Source organism: Aquabacterium parvum (genome assembly GCF_001447195.1).
In the GTDB taxonomy this organism is placed as follows: domain Bacteria; phylum Pseudomonadota; class Gammaproteobacteria; order Burkholderiales; family Burkholderiaceae_C; genus Aquabacterium; species Aquabacterium parvum.
Genome location: NZ_LFRI01000218.1, coordinates 1 through 15,295, shown reverse-complemented (window position 1 = coordinate 15,295; position 15,295 = coordinate 1). Strand labels below are relative to the sequence as shown.

The window sequence follows — 15,295 nt, the reverse complement described above, 5'->3', positions numbered from 1 at the left end:
CAGGCCTCAGAACATGCGCGCCAGCAGCGCGCCTTCGTAACGAGCCTCCAGCGGGATGCGCACGTGCAGCGGGCTGCCGGGCGCGGCCGTGATCGGCTCGCCGTCGAGGTTGCGCATGTTCTCCAGCTTGATCAGCTGGTTGCCGAAGGGGTGGATGACCTCGATGGTGTCGCCCACGTCGAAGCGGTTTTTCACCACCACCTCGGCCCAGCCGTCGGCCACGCCCTTGACCTCGCCGCAGAACTGGCTGCGGTTGAACTCGGAGTGGCCGGTGATGTAGTTCTGGTAGTCCTGCGCGGGGCGGCGCTCCAGGAAGCCACCGGTGTAGCCGCGGCTGGCCAGGCCTTCGAGCTGGATCAGCAGGTCGCGGTTGAAGGGGCGACCGGCCACGGCGTCGTCGATGGCGTGGCGGTAGACCTGGGCCACGCGCGCCACGTAGTAAAGCGACTTGGTGCGGCCTTCGACCTTGAGCGAGTCGACACCGATCTGGGCCAGGCGCTCGACGTGCTCGACGGCACGCAGGTCCTTCGAATTCATGATGTAGGTGCCGTGCTCGTCTTCCATGATGGGCATGAGCTCGCCCGGGCGCTCGGCCTCTTCGATCAGGTAGACGTTGTCGGCGGCGGGGTGGCGTTTGCCATCGCCACATGCAGAAGGGGCGAACGAGGCAGCTTGTGCGTCGGCCTGCTCCTGCTCGAAGTTGAAGACGCCTTCGAGCCTGATGGGAATGGCCTCGCCGCTATCGGACTGCTCGGTGGCGCCTTGCGTCTTGTAGTTCCAGCGGCAGGCGTTGGTGCAGGTGCCCTGGTTGGGGTCGCGGCGGTTGAAGTAGCCCGACAGCAGGCAGCGGCCCGAGTAGGCGATGCACAGCGCGCCGTGCACGAAGACCTCGAGCTCCATGTCGGGGCATTCCTGGCGGATGCGCTCGATCTCGTCGAGGCTGAGTTCGCGCGAGAGGATGATGCGTTGCACGCCCATCTTCTGCCAGAACTTCACGGTGGCGTAGTTGGTGGTGTTGGCCTGCACCGAGAGGTGAATCGGCACCTCCGGCCACTTCTCGCGCACCATCATGATCAGGCCCGGGTCGGCCATGATGATGCCGTCGGGCTTCATCTCGATGATGGGCTCGATGTCGCGCAGGTAGGTGCGGATCTTGTCGTTGTGCGCGATCAGGTTGCTGGTCACGTACAGCTTCTTGCCGCGCTGCTTGGCCTCGGCGATGCCCTGGGCCAGTTGCTCGATCTTGAATTCGTTGTTGCGCGCGCGCAGGGAATAGCGCGGCTGGCCGGCGTAGACGGCGTCGGCGCCGAAGTCGTAGGCGGCGCGCATCTTTTCGAGCGAGCCGGCGGGCAAAAGCAGTTCAGGGGTGCGGAGCATGGGCGCGATTGTGCCGCGCCCGGGGGGCGTGGTCACGACCCCTGGCTGCGTGGGGGCTTGTCGGGGCGTGAAAGGCGGCGCTCGCCGCTCACTTGCGGCGTGGCGGGAAGCGGTGGGCGATGCCCGCGCACAGCACGTCGAGCATGGCATCGAGGTGCAGCTCGGTCGGCATGCTGGGCACCCAGTTGTCGTCGTCGCCCATGACCAGCAGGCGGGCGGTCAGGCCATGGATGCCCTCCCACAGGATCTGCACCACCAGCTCGATGTCCTCGGGTCGGTCGGAGATCAGGCCCATCTGAGCGGCCTCGCTGACCAGCAGCCGCCCGGCGGCATAGGGGTCTTGCGCCGGGTTGCCATGCTGCACCCGTGCCGCTTCGTTGGGCGCGTGCGGGCGCCGCGTCATGAAGACGAAGGCGTATTCGTCGGGGTGCTGGATGCCGAACTTCACGTAGGCGCGGCCCATGGCGCGCAGGCGCGGCCAGCCGGGCTCGGCCTGTTGCACCGCGTGGGTGATGGTGCGGGTGAGCTCGAGCAGGTCTTCGTCCATGGCCTGCGTGATGAGCGCGGCCTTGTCGCCAAACAGCGTGTAGACGACGGTGGTGGAGTAGCCCGCCAGCTCGGCCACCTTGCGCAGCGAGATCTCGCCCATGCCGCCCTTGCGGATGAGCTTGCGAACGATCTTGATGATGGCCTTGCGACGCTGCTCGGCCTCGCGGGCCTTGCGTTGCTCGGTGGGGGTGAGGGTCACGGACCGGGTCTCCGGGGACAGGGTTTGCCAGGGTCGGCACGGGCTTGGGATGAGCGTATCGTAATAACACTGTTATTTTTCATGTCGGTGTTTCAGTAAATGCCCTTGTCTCGACTTTCACGCCTGATCGCCCGGGTGAGCCTGGTGGCCGCCCTGGGCGCGCTGGCCGCCTGCCAAGGCAGCGCCCCCACGCCCCCCACCGACGCCGACGTGCTCGCCGCCGAGGCCCTGCGCCCCGCCCGTCCCGAGCTGGCCGCCACCTACGAGCGCAGCTGCATGGCCTGCCATGGCGTGCGCAGCGCCGCACCCCTGACGGGTCACGCCGAATCGTGGCGCCCCCGCCTGGCGCAAGGCATGGACACCCTGCTGAAACACACCCGCGAGGGCCTGCGCGGCATGCCGGCCATGGGCCTGTGTCCCGACTGCAGCGAGCAGGATTTCAGCGAGCTGATCACCTTCATGAGCACGCCCAGATGAGCCGCGACACCCACACCGCTTGTGCGTCCACCAGCCGCCGTCAGCTGCTGACGGGCACCGCCGCCGTCGCTTTGTTCGACGCCCTGCGCGGCGGCACGCTGGCCCAGCTGATGCTGCCCCAGGCGCAGGCCCAGGCCTCGGTGCCATCGGCCCCGCGTCGCTGGCAGAACTGGTCGGGCCTGCAGCAGGCCACGCCCGCGAACTGGGCCACCCCCGCCAACGAGGCCGAGTTGCAGCAACTGCTGCGCCGCACCCAGGGCGAGGTGCGCCCGGCAGGCTCGGGCCACTCGTTCACGGCCCTGGTGCCCACGAACGCCACGCTGGTCTCGCTGGACCGCCTGGCCAACGTGGTCCGCATCGACAAGGCCGCCATGACGGTGACCGCCCAGGCCGGCATGCGCATCGGCGCCCTCGCGCGCGCCCTCGACGCCCAGGGCCTGGCCCTGCGCAACCAGCCCGATGTCGATGTGCAGACCTTGGCCGGCGCCATCTCCACCGGCACGCACGGCACCGGCGCGCAGTTGCCCGCACTGCACGACGACGTCATCGCGCTGCGCCTGGTCAAGGTCGATGGCGAGGTGGTCGAGGTCCACGCCGACCAGGACCCCGACCTGATGGCGGCGGCCCGCGTGTCCTTGGGCTCGCTGGGTTTCATCACGCAGGTCACGCTGCGCGTGGTGCCCGCGTTCAACCTCGCTCGCCACGTCTGGCTGCAGCCGCTGGACAGCCTGATCAGCGAGGCGCCCAAGCTGGCGTCCCAGCATCGGCACTTCGAGTTCTACGTGCTGCCGCACACCGGCTACGCCGCCGGCATCCGCCACGACGTCTACACCGGCCAGGACCTGATGCTGCCCAAGCCCGGCGACGAGGACGTGCTGGGCGACCTGAAGATGCTGCGCGACTGGCTGGGGCGCTTCCCGAAGCTGCGCCGCTGGGCCGCACAACAAGCCATCGACCCCAACATGACGGAAGAGGCTCGTCACCGCTCCTTCAGGCTGCTTTCATCGGTGCGCCCCACGCGCTTCAACGAAACCGAGTGGCACCTGCCTCGCGAGCGCGCCCTGACCTGCCTGCGCGAGGTGGTGGCCAAGCTGGAGTCACGCAATGAGGTGTTCTTCCCGCTGGAGTTCCGCTTCATCCGCCGCGACGAGGCCTGGCTCAGCCCCTTTCACAACCGCGACTGCTGCTCGATCGCCGTGCACGCGGCGGCGGACGAGGCCTGGCAGTACCTCATCGACGACTTCGCGCCGATCTTCCGCGCCCACCAGGGGCGTCCGCACTGGGGCAAGCTGCACCGGCTGACCGAGGCCGAACTGTCGAAGGTGTACCCGCGTTGGGCTGACTTCCAGGCCCTGCGCCGCCGCTTCGATCCGCAGGGCCGCCTGCTCAACGCCCACCTGCGCCAGGTGTTCGGCCAGGCCTGAGGACGCACGCCATGGCCCACCTGACCCGACGCCAGTGGCTGGGGCTCACCGCGCTCGCGGGTGGGGCCGCTGCTTTGGCGCTCAAGCCGGCCGAAACCGGCGCGCCCCACGGCGCCTTCTTCGCGAGGCTGAGCCAGGCCTTGCGCCATGCCGGCCTGAGCCAGCCCACGCTCGTCATCGACCGCGAGCGCCTGCATGCCAACGCCCGCCAGGTGCGCGCCAACCTCGAGCCCGGGCTGGGCCTGCGCCTGGTCAACAAGTCCTTGCCCAGCCTGCCCTTGCTCGACGAGGTCGCGGGCCTGACTGGCACGCGCCGGCAGATGGTCTTCAACCTGCCTTACCTGCGTTTGTTGGCCGAACACCGGCCCGACAGCGATGTGTTGCTGGGCAAGCCCTTCCCCGTGGCGGCCGCGGCCCAGTTGCTGACCGAGCCACCTCGCAGCGGCTTCGACGTGTCCAGGCAGGTGCAATGGCTGGTGGACTCGCCCGCGCGGCTGGCGCAGTACCGCGACCTGGCGCGCGGCCAGCGCGTGGCGTTGCGCATCAACCTGGAGATCGACGTGGGGCTGCATCGAGGTGGCGTGCCAGACGAAGCCACGCTGCAACAGGTGATCACCCTGCTGCGCGAAGAGCCCTTGCTGCACTGGTCGGGCTTGATGGGCTACGACGCCCACACGCAGAAGATCCCTGACCTCGCCGGCTCACGGGCGCGCGCCCACGAGCACGTGCTGAGCACCTACCGCGCACGGCTCACAGCCCTGCAAGGCAGCGGCCTGAGCCCGGTGGACGGCGCCCTCACGCTCAACACCGGTGGCTCGCCCACCTACCGCCTGCACCGCGCCAGCGGCCCCGCCAACGAGGTGGCGGTGGGCTCGGCCCTGGTCAAACCCACCGACTTCGACACGCCCCTGCTGGCCGACCTGCAGCCCGCCGCCTGGATCGCCACGCCGGTGCTCAAGGTGCAAGGCTTTCGCGCGCCCGATGGCGTACAGGCGCTGGGCCGGCTCGCGCAGGGCTGGGACCCGAACCAGCGCACGGCGCACTTCATCCATGGCGGCCACTGGCTGGCCCTGCCCGAATCGCCCGAAGGTTTGCAGGCCAGTGGCCTGATCGGGCCCTCGTCGAATCAGCAGCTGTTCCTCGGCTCGGGCCGACAGGGCCTGCAACCCGACGACCTCGTCTTTTTCCGCCCGACACAGAGCGAGGCGGTGCTCCAGCAATTCGGCGACATCGCCGTGGTCGAAGGCGACCGCGTCGTGGCGATGTGGCCCGCCTTTCCCGCGCGCGGCTGACGCCGCCCGCTGTGTTCCCGAGCCGATCAAGCGCTCCGGTGGGCCTGGGCCCCACCGGGCTGGCGCTCGCCTGCTCGCCCGTGTTCGACCTTGTCCGCCATCCAACCACCGACCGGAGTCTCGCCCGTGTTGTTTCGCCTGCTTTCGCCACCTTCTGCTCCAACACCTTCCACAGCCATGCCCGCGGAAACACCGCGCAGGCACCGAGCGACATGCGCCGCGCTGTCGGGTGCGCTCGCCATCCTGGGCGCCATCGCCCCCGCACGGGCCGCGACACCGCAGGACGCGCAAGGCCTGTGGCACAGCGCCGATCAGCGCGCCGTCATCGCCTTCGCGCCTTGCCGAGACAACCCGGCCCACCTGTGCGGAACCATCGCCTGGGACGCCGACGTCGGCACGCCCGCCGACACCTGTGGCGTGGTCATCGCCCGCCTCAAGCGCTTCGAGGACGACGCCTGGCGCGACGGCTGGGCCCACGACCCGCGCAGCAAGAAGACCTACAAGGCCGTGCTGCGCACCCAGGGCGACACCCTGAAGCTGCGCGCCTTCATCGGCACCGAGCTGCTGGGTGAAACCGAAGAGATGAAACGGGCCAGCGCGTTGCCGGCGGGCTGCCCCACCCCACCTTGAACCACCCCGAGCCCACGAAAGAGGAGACCCCATGAAAAAACTCAAGCTCAACCTGTCCGTGATCATGCTGGCCGCTGCGGCCCAGCTCGTGTGCGCCCCCCGCGTGCAAGCCGCCGATGGCCATGGCGGCAGTGGTGCCAGTGCCGGCGCCGCCGAGCCCCAGCTGCAGTCCTACGCCGTCGACATCGAGGCCAAGCTCACCACCGACCGCCGCACCAACGGCCTGTCGGACACCTACCGCCGACCGGGTGCCGAGCTGACCGTCAGCGCTGCGCACGAGTCTGGCTGGATCGGCTACCTGCAGCTGGGCAGCGTGGCCCGCGACAACTTCCCCAACGGCGACCGTTGGACCGCCGTGGCCGCCACGGGCTACCGCTGGGGGCGCTCCGACGGCTGGCACTTCGGCGTGGGCGCCGCGCAGGAGCTGTTTCCCAACGCGCAGGTGAGCGCACCTCGCAACCCCTTCGTCGACCCCGATGACCAGGTCAAGACACGCTTCGACACCACCTTCGGTCTGCTCGAATTCGGTTACGGGATCATCGAGGCGAGGTACCTGCACGTGCTCAGCCGCGACTTCCGTGGCAACAACACCGCCACGGTGTGCGGCAGCGCCGCGCTCATCGACCAGGTCAGCGGTGGCGATTTCAGCGAAGCGATGAAGTGCTACGACCGGGGCGAGCGCCACAGCCGCGGCTCGCAACTGCTGCAGGTCGAAACCAAGCTGCCTGTCGCCGACAACCTCCAGGCGCTCATCCACGTCGGCTACACGCGCGTCAAGGGCTTCGACTTCCTCAACACCTGGGACTATCGCCTGGGCCTGATCCACCAGCGCTGGGGCTACCACTTCTCGGCCGAAGTCGTCGGCGGCGTGATGCGCAACGACTTCTACGGCCAGACCGTCAGCGACAACGGCGAACGCATCCGCCGCATGGACCGCCCCGCGCTCGTGCTGAGCGTGGCCCGCAAGTTCTGAGTGCCAGGAGCCCCTCATGCCCACCTCAACCACCTCAACGCTGCCCCCGTCAACCAGCCTCGCCAAACTGCGAGACCGCTTCAAGCCTGACGTGACAAGGGGGCGCGTGTCCCGCGCTTGCCAGATCGCCTTGCTCGGCCTGGCCAGCCTGAGCGCGCTCACCGCCACACCCGCTCACGCGCAAAGCTGGCGCGTGGGCGTGGGCATGAGCGACGTCACCGGCGAGGCCGCCGAGGTCGGCATGATGGGTTACGCCGAGCTCACGCAAAAGACCAGCGGCATCCACCAGCGCCTGCGCGCCCGCGCCTTCATCGCCGAAGACCCGCGCACGCAGCGCTCGGCCGTCATCGTGGTCACCGACACGGGCCTGGTGACACAAGCCGTTCACCAGGCCGTGATGAAGCGCCTGGCCGCCAGGTTCGGCGACCGCTACACCGAGCGCAACGTCATGCTCACGGCCACGCACACCCACGCGGGCCCGGGTGGCTACTCGCACTACGCGCTCTACAACATCACCATCCTGGGCTTTCAGCAGCGCACCTTCCAAGCCATCGTCGATGGCATCGTCGAAGCCGTCGAGCGCGCGCATGCAAGGCTCGCTCCGGGCGAGGTCAAGCTCAACCAGGGCGAGCTCACCAACGCCAGCCGCAACCGCTCGCCGCTGGCCTTTCGCCTGAACGCCGCCGAAGACCGCGCCCACTTCCCACAAGAGATCGACCCTTTGATGACCGTGCTGAGCTTTCGCCAGGCTGGCAAGGACATCGGTGCCCTGAGCTTTTTCCCGACGCACGGCACCAGCATGACCAACCGCAACACCCTCATCAGCGGTGACAACAAGGGCTACGCGGCCTGGCACTGGGAGCACGACATCGCCGGCGTGCAGCACCTTCACGACACGCAGCCCTTCGTGGCCGGCTTCGCGCAGACCAACCCCGGCGACCTCACGCCCAACCTGAACGCCAAACCCGGCAGCGGCCCCAGCGAAGACGAGTTCGAGAACACGCGCATCATCGGCCTGCGCCAGGCGGACAAGGCCGTGGCGCTGTCTCAGAAGGCCAGCGAAGCCCTGGGCGGCGACATCGATTCGCGCATGCGCTACGTGGACATGAGCCGCGTGCTGGTCAGCGGCGCCTACACCCCCGATGGCAAGCCGATGAAGACCTGCCCCGCCGCTTTGGGCAGCAGCTTCGCCGCCGGCAGCACCGAAGACGGCCCCGGCCCGGGCATCGCGAAAGAAGGCCAGCCCAACCCCTTTCTCACCGCCGTCGGCGGCCTGGTGTTCTGGCCCTCGGCCACGCTGCGCGAGTGCCACGGTGTCAAGGAGGTCGTCATCCCCGTGGGCGACATGAAGCCCCACCCCTGGTCACCCGAGGTGCTGCCCCTGCAAGTGCTCAAGCTCGGCTCCATCGTCTTCGCGGGCCTGCCGGCCGAGCCCACCATGATGTCGGGCTGGCGCATCCGCAAACAGCTCGCGCGCACGCTTGGCATGGACACCAGCCGCGTCATCGTGGTCGGCTACAGCAACGCCTACACGCAGTACGTCACCACGCCGGAGGAATACAGCCTGCAGGACTACGAGGGCGGCAGCACCTTGTTCGGCCCCGCCACCCAACCGGCCTACACACAAGAGCTGGACAAGCTGGCGCAGGACTTGGCCCAAGGCCGCCCCAGCGCCAACACCCTGACCCCGCGCGACCTCAGCCAGAGTCAGCTCAACTTTCAGACCGGCGTGGTGCTGGACCTGCCGGCACTGGGCAAGCGCTTCGGTCAGGTGCTCACCGAACCACAAGCCAGCTACACGCCGGGCCAGACGGTCAGCGTGCGCTTTCAGACCGGTCACCCGAAAAACCACCTGCGCCGCAATGGCAGCTTCTTGCTGGTGCAACGCTGGGACGGCCAGGCCTGGCAGACCATCGCCGACGACAGCGACTGGGCCACGCGCTACCGCTGGCGCCGCACGCTGGGGGCGGAATCGGTGGCCGACATCGACTGGGCCATCCCGGCCGGCGCGGCGCCGGGTCGTCACCGCATCGTTCACCTGGGCAACGCCCGGAACCTGCTGGGTCAGGTCAGCGCCTTCAGCGGGCAGACGCGGGAGTTCACCGTGCGGTGAGTTGCCACAAGGGGCCTGCGGGGCTGCGGCTCAGGTGCTGGTGCCGGTGTCGGCTCCGGTGTCGGCGCCGGCACTGGCCCGAGCCACCAGCACCCCGTCAACCAGGCTGGCCGCCCCCACCCGCTCCAGCTCCTGCGCCATGAAGGCCGCGATGGCCTCGGGCTCGAGCGGGTAGAGCCCGCGCATGGCCTCGTTGCCCTCGAAGGTCACCGCCACCATCTGCGCCAACTCGGCCAGGCTCAGGCGCTTGGCTTCGAGCAGCTTGAAGGCCAGCAGCACCTTGAGCGCGTTGTCGGCGTTGCGCCGGGGCTCTTCGGCCAACCAACGGATGCGCGAGCGCGCCGCCTGCAAGGCCGCGCTCACGGCGCCGTCTTCTTCGCTGAACGGCGCCCCATGCCCGGGGATCACCACACGCGGCTGCAACTGTCTGATCAGCTCCAGCGTGGCAGCCTGCTCGGCGAAACCGGGGATGCCCGCCAGCTCCGGAAAGATCACGCCAAAGCCCTTTTGCCACAGCGCATCGGCCGACATCAGGATGCCCAGCCGCTCGCACCACAGCATCACCATGGCGTGGTCGTGTCCGCCGGCGGGCAACACGCGCCAGCCTTCGCCGCCGAGCTCGATGAGTTCACCCACCGTCAGCAGCCGGTCGTGCCGAAATCGTGGACAAAGCTGGCTGGTGCGCCGGTAGCTCAGGCGCTCCTCGTCCCAGGCCTCGACCAGGTCGGCTTCGCCAGGCGGGATCCAGATCTCGCAGCCGTGCTCGGCCTGCAGCAAGGCGTTGCCGCCCGCGTGGTCGGAATGCAGGTGCGTGTTGACGATGCGACCCAAACGCCGCCCTCGCAGCGCCTGCCCCACCAGGCGCCGCGTGCCCTCGCCCTCGGTGACGTAACCCGTGTCGACCACGGTGGGCACGTCGTCGTCGGCAAAGACCACGTGGTTGGACGAGAGCCAACCGCGCTCGATGACCTGCAGGGTGTCGGGCAAGGACTTCATGGGCCGCAGTTTGCACCGACTTGGGGACCGCAGGGCGATCGGACGCCACCAGCAGGCATCTGTCCGGAAAATCGAAGCTGTTTGACGCTTCACGCCGGTGTCCGATTCCCACAATGTCTCTTGCGACGTCTTGCCGACGAGGCGTCGCGAGCCCTTGTGTCCAGACACCTCAGAGGCCACCATGCACACAGCACCCATCGCCGGCACCCGCACCCCCACCGTGCAGGTTCCCGCCCCAACGCCCCAGCCACCGCACTCGCCCCATTCGCGCCGAGTCCACGACGCCGAAGCCAGGCGCCGGCGCCTGCGCGACTTCTTCCGCTACCACGGACCCTGGGCCCCCGGCGTGCGGCTGTTTCGGCGCATCGGCTTTCAGGCCAAGGCCAGCATCCTGACGGCGGTCTTCCTCGTGCCCATCGTGCTGCTGTCCTGGCAGTACTTCAAGGACAAGGCCGCGACCATCGAGTTCACCCGCGCCGAGCGCGTGGGCGTGAGCACCATGCAGCGCCTGTTGCCCGTGATGAAGGGTGTGATCGACACCCGCAACGCCACCCGCGCCATGCTGGGAGGGCACGCGGTTCAGGCCGACTACCAGGCCGCGCACCAGGCCACGGATCAAGCCCTGGCTGCGTTCGCGCAACACGTGAAGCAGCAAGGCGATCCCTTGAAGATCAGCGCCAACGTGCAGCGCCTGCAGGAAAGCTGGCAAGCCACGGCTGGCTCCAAAGACGGCACCGACGGCAAGGGGCGCACCGTCTTCGGTCCGGTCACCGCTGCGGTCGTCGCCCTGCTCTACGCCGTGGGCGACAACTCCAACCTGGTGCTCGACCCCGACCTCGACAGCTACTACCTGATGAATGCGCTGGTGCTGACGCTGCCGCAGATGCTCGAGAGCACCGGTCAGATCTGGGGCTGGGGCACCTACGCCGCCTCGCGCGGCAGCATCGGCTCGGAGCAGGAAGCCAACTGGGCCATCTGGACCGCCCGCACACAAAGCGGCGCCGAAGACATGCGCCGCTACTTCGAGCGCGTGGCCACCGCCAACTCGGACATCGCCGCCAAGATCGACACCAGTGCCCTGGACCAGGCCCTGGCCTTGCGCAAGCTGGGGCACCTGGCGGTGTTCGATGCCCATGGCCCCCAACCCGCCGAGTTCTACCGCCAAGGCCGCGAAACGCTGGCGGCCCTGTCCGGCCTGTACGACCACCACCTGCCCCTGCTGGACCAACTGCTCGAGCAGCGTGAAGCCCACCTCACCCATGCCCGCGACCTGACCGCGGTGGTGCTGGTGCTCAGCTTGCTCTTGTCGTCCTACCTGTTCATCTCGTTCAGGAAGGTGCTCGAAGGTGGCCTGCGCGAAGTCGTTTTCCACATCGACGCCATGCGCGACGGCAACCTCGCCACCCAGCCCCGAGCCTGGGGCGCTGACGAAGCCGCCGGCCTGATGCGCACCATCGCCGACCTGCAGCAGTCGCTGCGGCGCATCGTCACCCAGATCCGCGACTCGGCCGACCACATCGTGCACGCCAGCCAGGAGATCGCCGCCGGCTCCGACGACCTGGCTCGGCGCACCGAGGCCTCGGCCAGCGGCCTGCAGCAATCGGCCTCTGCCATGGCGCACATCTCGCAGACCGTGCGCAGCACCGCCGACGTGGCCGCAGAGGCCTCGTCACTGGCCACGCACAACGCCGAGGCGGCGCGCCACGGTGGCCAGGTCATCCACACCATGATCGCGACCATGGACGAGATCAGACAGTCCTCGCGCCGCATCGGCGACATCACGTCCACCATCGACGGCATCGCCTTTCAGACCAACCTGCTGGCCCTCAACGCGGCGGTGGAAGCCGCCAGGGCCGGCGAACAAGGTCGCGGCTTCGCGGTGGTCGCCGCCGAGGTGCGCGGGCTGGCGCAACGCGCGGCCACCGCCGCCCGAGAGATCAATCACCTGGTCTCCGACAGCGTGCGGCGCATCGAGTCCGGCACCGAGGTCGTGGGCCAGGCCGGCTCTGCCGTGGACGACATCGTCAAACAAACGCTGCACATCAACGAGCTGCTGGCCCGCATCGCCGAGAGCGCCCGCAGCGAAGCCCAGGACGTTCAGCAGACCACTCAGGCCGTGCAGGCCATGGACGAGTCGACGCAGCAAAACGCGGCGCTGGTCGAGCAAACAGCAGCTGCTGCCGCGGCCATGCGCGATCAGGCCCAGGTCCTGGCCAACGGGGTCGCAACCTTCAGCCTGGCCTGAACGCTTTCACCACCACAGCGTGACCGTGGTGCCACGCCCCAAGTTGCTGACCACCTGCATGCGGCCGCCCATCAGGTCCATCAGCTCCTTGACGATGCTCACCCCCAGGCCCGTGCCCGGGATGTTGCCGGACTTGTCCGCGCGGAAAAAGCGCTCGCCCAGCCGGGCCACGTGGTCCGGGCTCAAGCCGATGCCATGGTCCTCGACGGCCACGCCAAAGCTAGGCGCGCCCGTTTCGTGCGGGCTGGCTTCGGCCAAGAAGCGCACCACCACCTCCCCACCCTCGGGCGAATACTTGTAAGCGTTGGACAGGATGTTGAGCACCGCCTGGCGCAGCTTGCTGCGATCGGCGCGCACCGGCATGGGCTGCGCAAGTGGCACCACCACCGGCGCTGCCCTGCCTTCTGGCGGCCGGTGATCGGCCAGCACCGCCTGCACCACCTCGCCCAGGTCCAACTCTTCCATGAGGAAGTCCTGACCCCGCCGCGCTTCGATGCGAGCCAGGTCCAGCAGCTCGTTGAGGATGGCCACCATGGCCTGGCTTTGTCGGTAGATGCGGCCCAACAGGTCCTGCCGCTGCTCGGCCGACATCTCGCGCTTGAGCATGAGCTCGGTGAACCCGAAGATGCTGACCATCGGCGTGCGCAACTCGTGAGCCGCCATCGAGAGGAACTCCGATTTCATCTCGTCGAGGGTGTGCTGCCGCGTCACATCGCACACGTACAGCACCCGACTGACGCTGCCTTGCTGGCTGCACTGCCCGCTGAGCGACAGCAGCTTGCGTCGCTCGCCAGCCAGCTCCAGCACCACGTCTTCGCCACTGGCGCCCCCCGAGCCCTGGAACACGGCATCCAGGCCCGCAAACGGCTTGTTTGGCGGCGTCAACTCAGCCAAAGCACCCGACAGGCCAGCCAGGTCACACGACAGCACCATCGGCTCGCTCAACCCCGTTTGCTGCAGGAAGGCGCTGTTGACAAAGCGCACACGGCCCTCTCGATCGAAGGTCACCAGGCCGTCCTGGCTGAGGCGGGAGATCGCACCCAGCTGGTCGTTCTGCTCCGCCAGCTGCGCCTCGTGGGCCCGCAACTCGCGCATGTTGTGCTCCAGCATGATCATCTGCTGGCACATCAGCATCGATGCCTCGTTGAGCGATTCCCGCAACTCCGTGACCTCCAGCGGCCCCGACTCCTGCGGCAACAAGGCGCCCTTGGCATCGACGATCTGACGGGCAAACCGACGCGCCGTGGCCAGCGACCGCATCGGCCGGCGCAGGAAGGCGCTCAACAAGGCCACGCACACCACCACCGCCACCACCGCCACCACCAGGGTGTTGCGCCAGATGCGGGTGCGGTCCAGTGCGCTGGCATGGGTGTCGTGCTCGACGCGCACCCAACCGATGAGCCCTGCCGCCACCACCGGGTGCCAGGCCTCGATGCGCCCGGGGTGGGTGACCAGCACCGGAAAAGGCGTTGCCCCCGCCTGAGCCGGTGCTTGCACCCCAGTCGGCAGGCGGTGATCGTGGATCACGCGAGGTGCCGAGCCGGGCTGCCTCTGAACATGGGCCAGCACTTCGGACTGCTTGCCCAGCACCAACAGGGACAAGGTGTCACCCACTTCCGCCGAGTGCGTGGCCAGCTCCTCCAGCCCATCGAGGCTGTCGGTGAGGATCAGGTTGGTGCTGGCCACCGCCACGTTGCGCGCCAGGGTGGCCGCATGGCCCTCGGCCGCGCGCTGCTGCAGGCGACCCTGCTCGTGCACGGTGTAGCCCCCCAGCAGCGACAAAGCCAGCACCAGCAAGGCCGACACCATGACGATGAGCTGCAAGTGCAGCCGACGCGGCCACAGACATTGCAGCAAGTGGATCGGCATCGCGGCCATGGCAGGCTGCGGCCTCACTCCGCGTAGCGGTCGAGCTTGAGGCGCTCCAGCGGCGCGTAATCACGCGCATGATCGGCCTTCACCGGGCGCGACATGGGCACGCCCTGGAAGCTCGTTTGCAGGCTGCTGTCTTGCGCCAGCTTGAGCCAGGCCGCCTGCACGGCCTGCTGCACCGCCGTCGGCACACGCGGGTGAGCGCTCAGCGGGTGCGGCGCCGCACCCGGCGTTTCGAACAGGATGCGCAACCCCGCCTGCACCTCGGGGGGCTCGCGCTCCAGCGTGGCCCTCAAACCACCCGTGGCGGCGGCTTTGCCCGCCAGCGTCTGTCGGTAGGCATTGGTGTGGGTGCGCGCGTAAAACGGCGTGATGCGCACCCGCTCGACCTCGTCGAGCTGCGCCCGGATCAGCAGGGAAGCACCGAAGGCATTGGGCGCCGGGAACGCCAGCGTCTGACCCTGCAGCTGCTTGAGCTCGCGGATCGGATCGTCTTTCCTGACCACCAGGATGCCCGTGAGCAACTCGGTGTCCCGCACCAGTGGCACGTAGCCCTGCGCGCGCTTGGCGCGCACCTGGTGAAAGGGGTTCATGTAAGCGAAGTCCGGTGCACCCGCCTTCACATCCGCTTCGAAGCTGGGGATGTCGCGCGGCACCTTGAGCTCAAAGCGCGCGCCCACCTGCTGGCCCAGCCGCTCCAGGATGGGCACCCAGGTCCGGGCGATGTCGGCCGCCGGAAATTGGGGCACCACGGACACCGCGTACACCGCTTGCGCTGGGCTGGCCGCCACAGAAGGTGTCGTGACCTGGGCCATCACCGACCAGGGCGACAGCCCCGCCAGCGCAGCGATCACCAAGGCACCACGGCGCAGCACACGGCGGCGCCAACGAGTCAGGCGGGTCGGGGTCATGGGGTCCTCCGAAGTCGACCTGAAGGGATTGTCGGCAGCGAAATGAAAGAAATGCACACGCCAAAGCAAGAAGGCCCGTCACAGACGGGCCCCTTGCGGATTAGGGCCTGTTAACACAAACTGCGAAGCCCATCGACCACGAGCACGAAGCTGAGAAAGCCGAGAAACATCGCATCAAGCTTTTCGAACCGGGAGAAGATTCGGCGGTAGCCCTTGAGCCGCCGGAACAACCTCTCG

General features: G+C 68.4%; 12 protein-coding genes and 1 pseudogene. 7 read left to right on the top strand and 6 right to left on the bottom strand.

Annotated features, from left to right (window positions below):
- Positions 1 to 6: 6 nt before the first annotated feature.
- Complete coding sequence (gene trhP / locus ABG80_RS07820; protein ID WP_058087173.1) at positions 7 to 1,377, bottom strand: prephenate-dependent tRNA uridine(34) hydroxylase TrhP; 1,371 nt, start codon at positions 1,375 to 1,377, stop codon at positions 7 to 9.
- An 88-nt stretch (positions 1,378 to 1,465) separates the two neighbouring features.
- On the bottom strand, positions 1,466 to 2,125 hold the full coding sequence (locus tag ABG80_RS07815) for a TetR/AcrR family transcriptional regulator (RefSeq protein WP_235513783.1): 660 nt from the start codon (positions 2,123 to 2,125) through the stop codon (positions 1,466 to 1,468).
- A 99-nt stretch (positions 2,126 to 2,224) separates the two neighbouring features.
- On the opposite strand from ABG80_RS07815, the gene ABG80_RS07810 reads away from it, so the two are divergent.
- The 6 genes from ABG80_RS07810 (at position 2,225) to ABG80_RS07785 (ending at position 9,034) form a co-directional block, all read left to right on the top strand.
- Positions 2,225 to 2,602 carry a c-type cytochrome gene (locus ABG80_RS07810; protein WP_058087172.1) on the top strand — a complete coding sequence of 126 codons (378 nt, stop codon included), beginning with the start codon at positions 2,225 to 2,227 and terminating at the stop codon, positions 2,600 to 2,602.
- Complete coding sequence (locus ABG80_RS07805; protein ID WP_058087171.1) at positions 2,599 to 4,026, top strand: D-arabinono-1,4-lactone oxidase; 1,428 nt, start codon at positions 2,599 to 2,601, stop codon at positions 4,024 to 4,026. The genes ABG80_RS07810 and ABG80_RS07805 overlap by 4 nt, the downstream gene beginning before the upstream one ends.
- Before the next feature lie 11 nt (positions 4,027 to 4,037).
- Positions 4,038 to 5,318, top strand: a complete 1,281-nt coding sequence (locus ABG80_RS07800; RefSeq protein WP_058087170.1) for an alanine racemase — start codon at positions 4,038 to 4,040, stop codon at positions 5,316 to 5,318.
- A gap of 177 nt (positions 5,319 to 5,495) precedes the next feature.
- Positions 5,496 to 5,948, top strand: a complete 453-nt coding sequence (locus ABG80_RS07795; protein WP_058087169.1) for a DUF2147 domain-containing protein — start codon at positions 5,496 to 5,498, stop codon at positions 5,946 to 5,948.
- A gap of 31 nt (positions 5,949 to 5,979) precedes the next feature.
- On the top strand, positions 5,980 to 6,921 hold the full coding sequence (locus ABG80_RS07790) for a hypothetical protein (protein WP_058087168.1): 942 nt from the start codon (positions 5,980 to 5,982) through the stop codon (positions 6,919 to 6,921).
- A gap of 16 nt (positions 6,922 to 6,937) precedes the next feature.
- The gene (locus ABG80_RS07785; RefSeq protein WP_083505920.1) at positions 6,938 to 9,034 is read left to right on the top strand and encodes a neutral/alkaline ceramidase; all 2,097 of its coding nucleotides are present in this window, start codon (positions 6,938 to 6,940) and stop codon (positions 9,032 to 9,034) included.
- A 30-nt stretch (positions 9,035 to 9,064) separates the two neighbouring features.
- Here the strand turns inward: ABG80_RS07785 and ABG80_RS07780 are convergent, their stop codons facing one another.
- Entirely contained in the window at positions 9,065 to 10,030 is a 966-nt protein-coding gene (locus tag ABG80_RS07780) for an MBL fold metallo-hydrolase (protein WP_058087167.1), read from the bottom strand.
- Positions 10,031 to 10,211: 181 nt separating this feature from the next.
- Here ABG80_RS07780 and ABG80_RS07775 point away from each other — a divergent pair, with 181 nt between their 5' ends.
- Entirely contained in the window at positions 10,212 to 12,275 is a 2,064-nt protein-coding gene (locus tag ABG80_RS07775) for a methyl-accepting chemotaxis protein (protein ID WP_058087166.1), read from the top strand.
- Positions 12,276 to 12,281: 6 nt separating this feature from the next.
- Here ABG80_RS07775 and ABG80_RS07770 read toward each other — a convergent pair whose 3' ends face one another.
- From ABG80_RS07770 to ABG80_RS07760, 3 genes and pseudogenes are all read right to left on the bottom strand, one after another.
- Complete coding sequence (locus ABG80_RS07770; protein WP_058087165.1) at positions 12,282 to 14,153, bottom strand: sensor histidine kinase; 1,872 nt, start codon at positions 14,151 to 14,153, stop codon at positions 12,282 to 12,284.
- 14 nt (positions 14,154 to 14,167) lie between these two features.
- A complete protein-coding gene (locus ABG80_RS07765) occupies positions 14,168 to 15,058 on the bottom strand; it encodes a phosphate/phosphite/phosphonate ABC transporter substrate-binding protein (RefSeq protein WP_058087164.1) in 891 nt (296 codons plus the stop codon).
- A gap of 110 nt (positions 15,059 to 15,168) precedes the next feature.
- Positions 15,169 to 15,295: pseudogene (locus tag ABG80_RS07760) on the bottom strand (IS5-like element ISCARN85 family transposase); the annotation flags it as partial.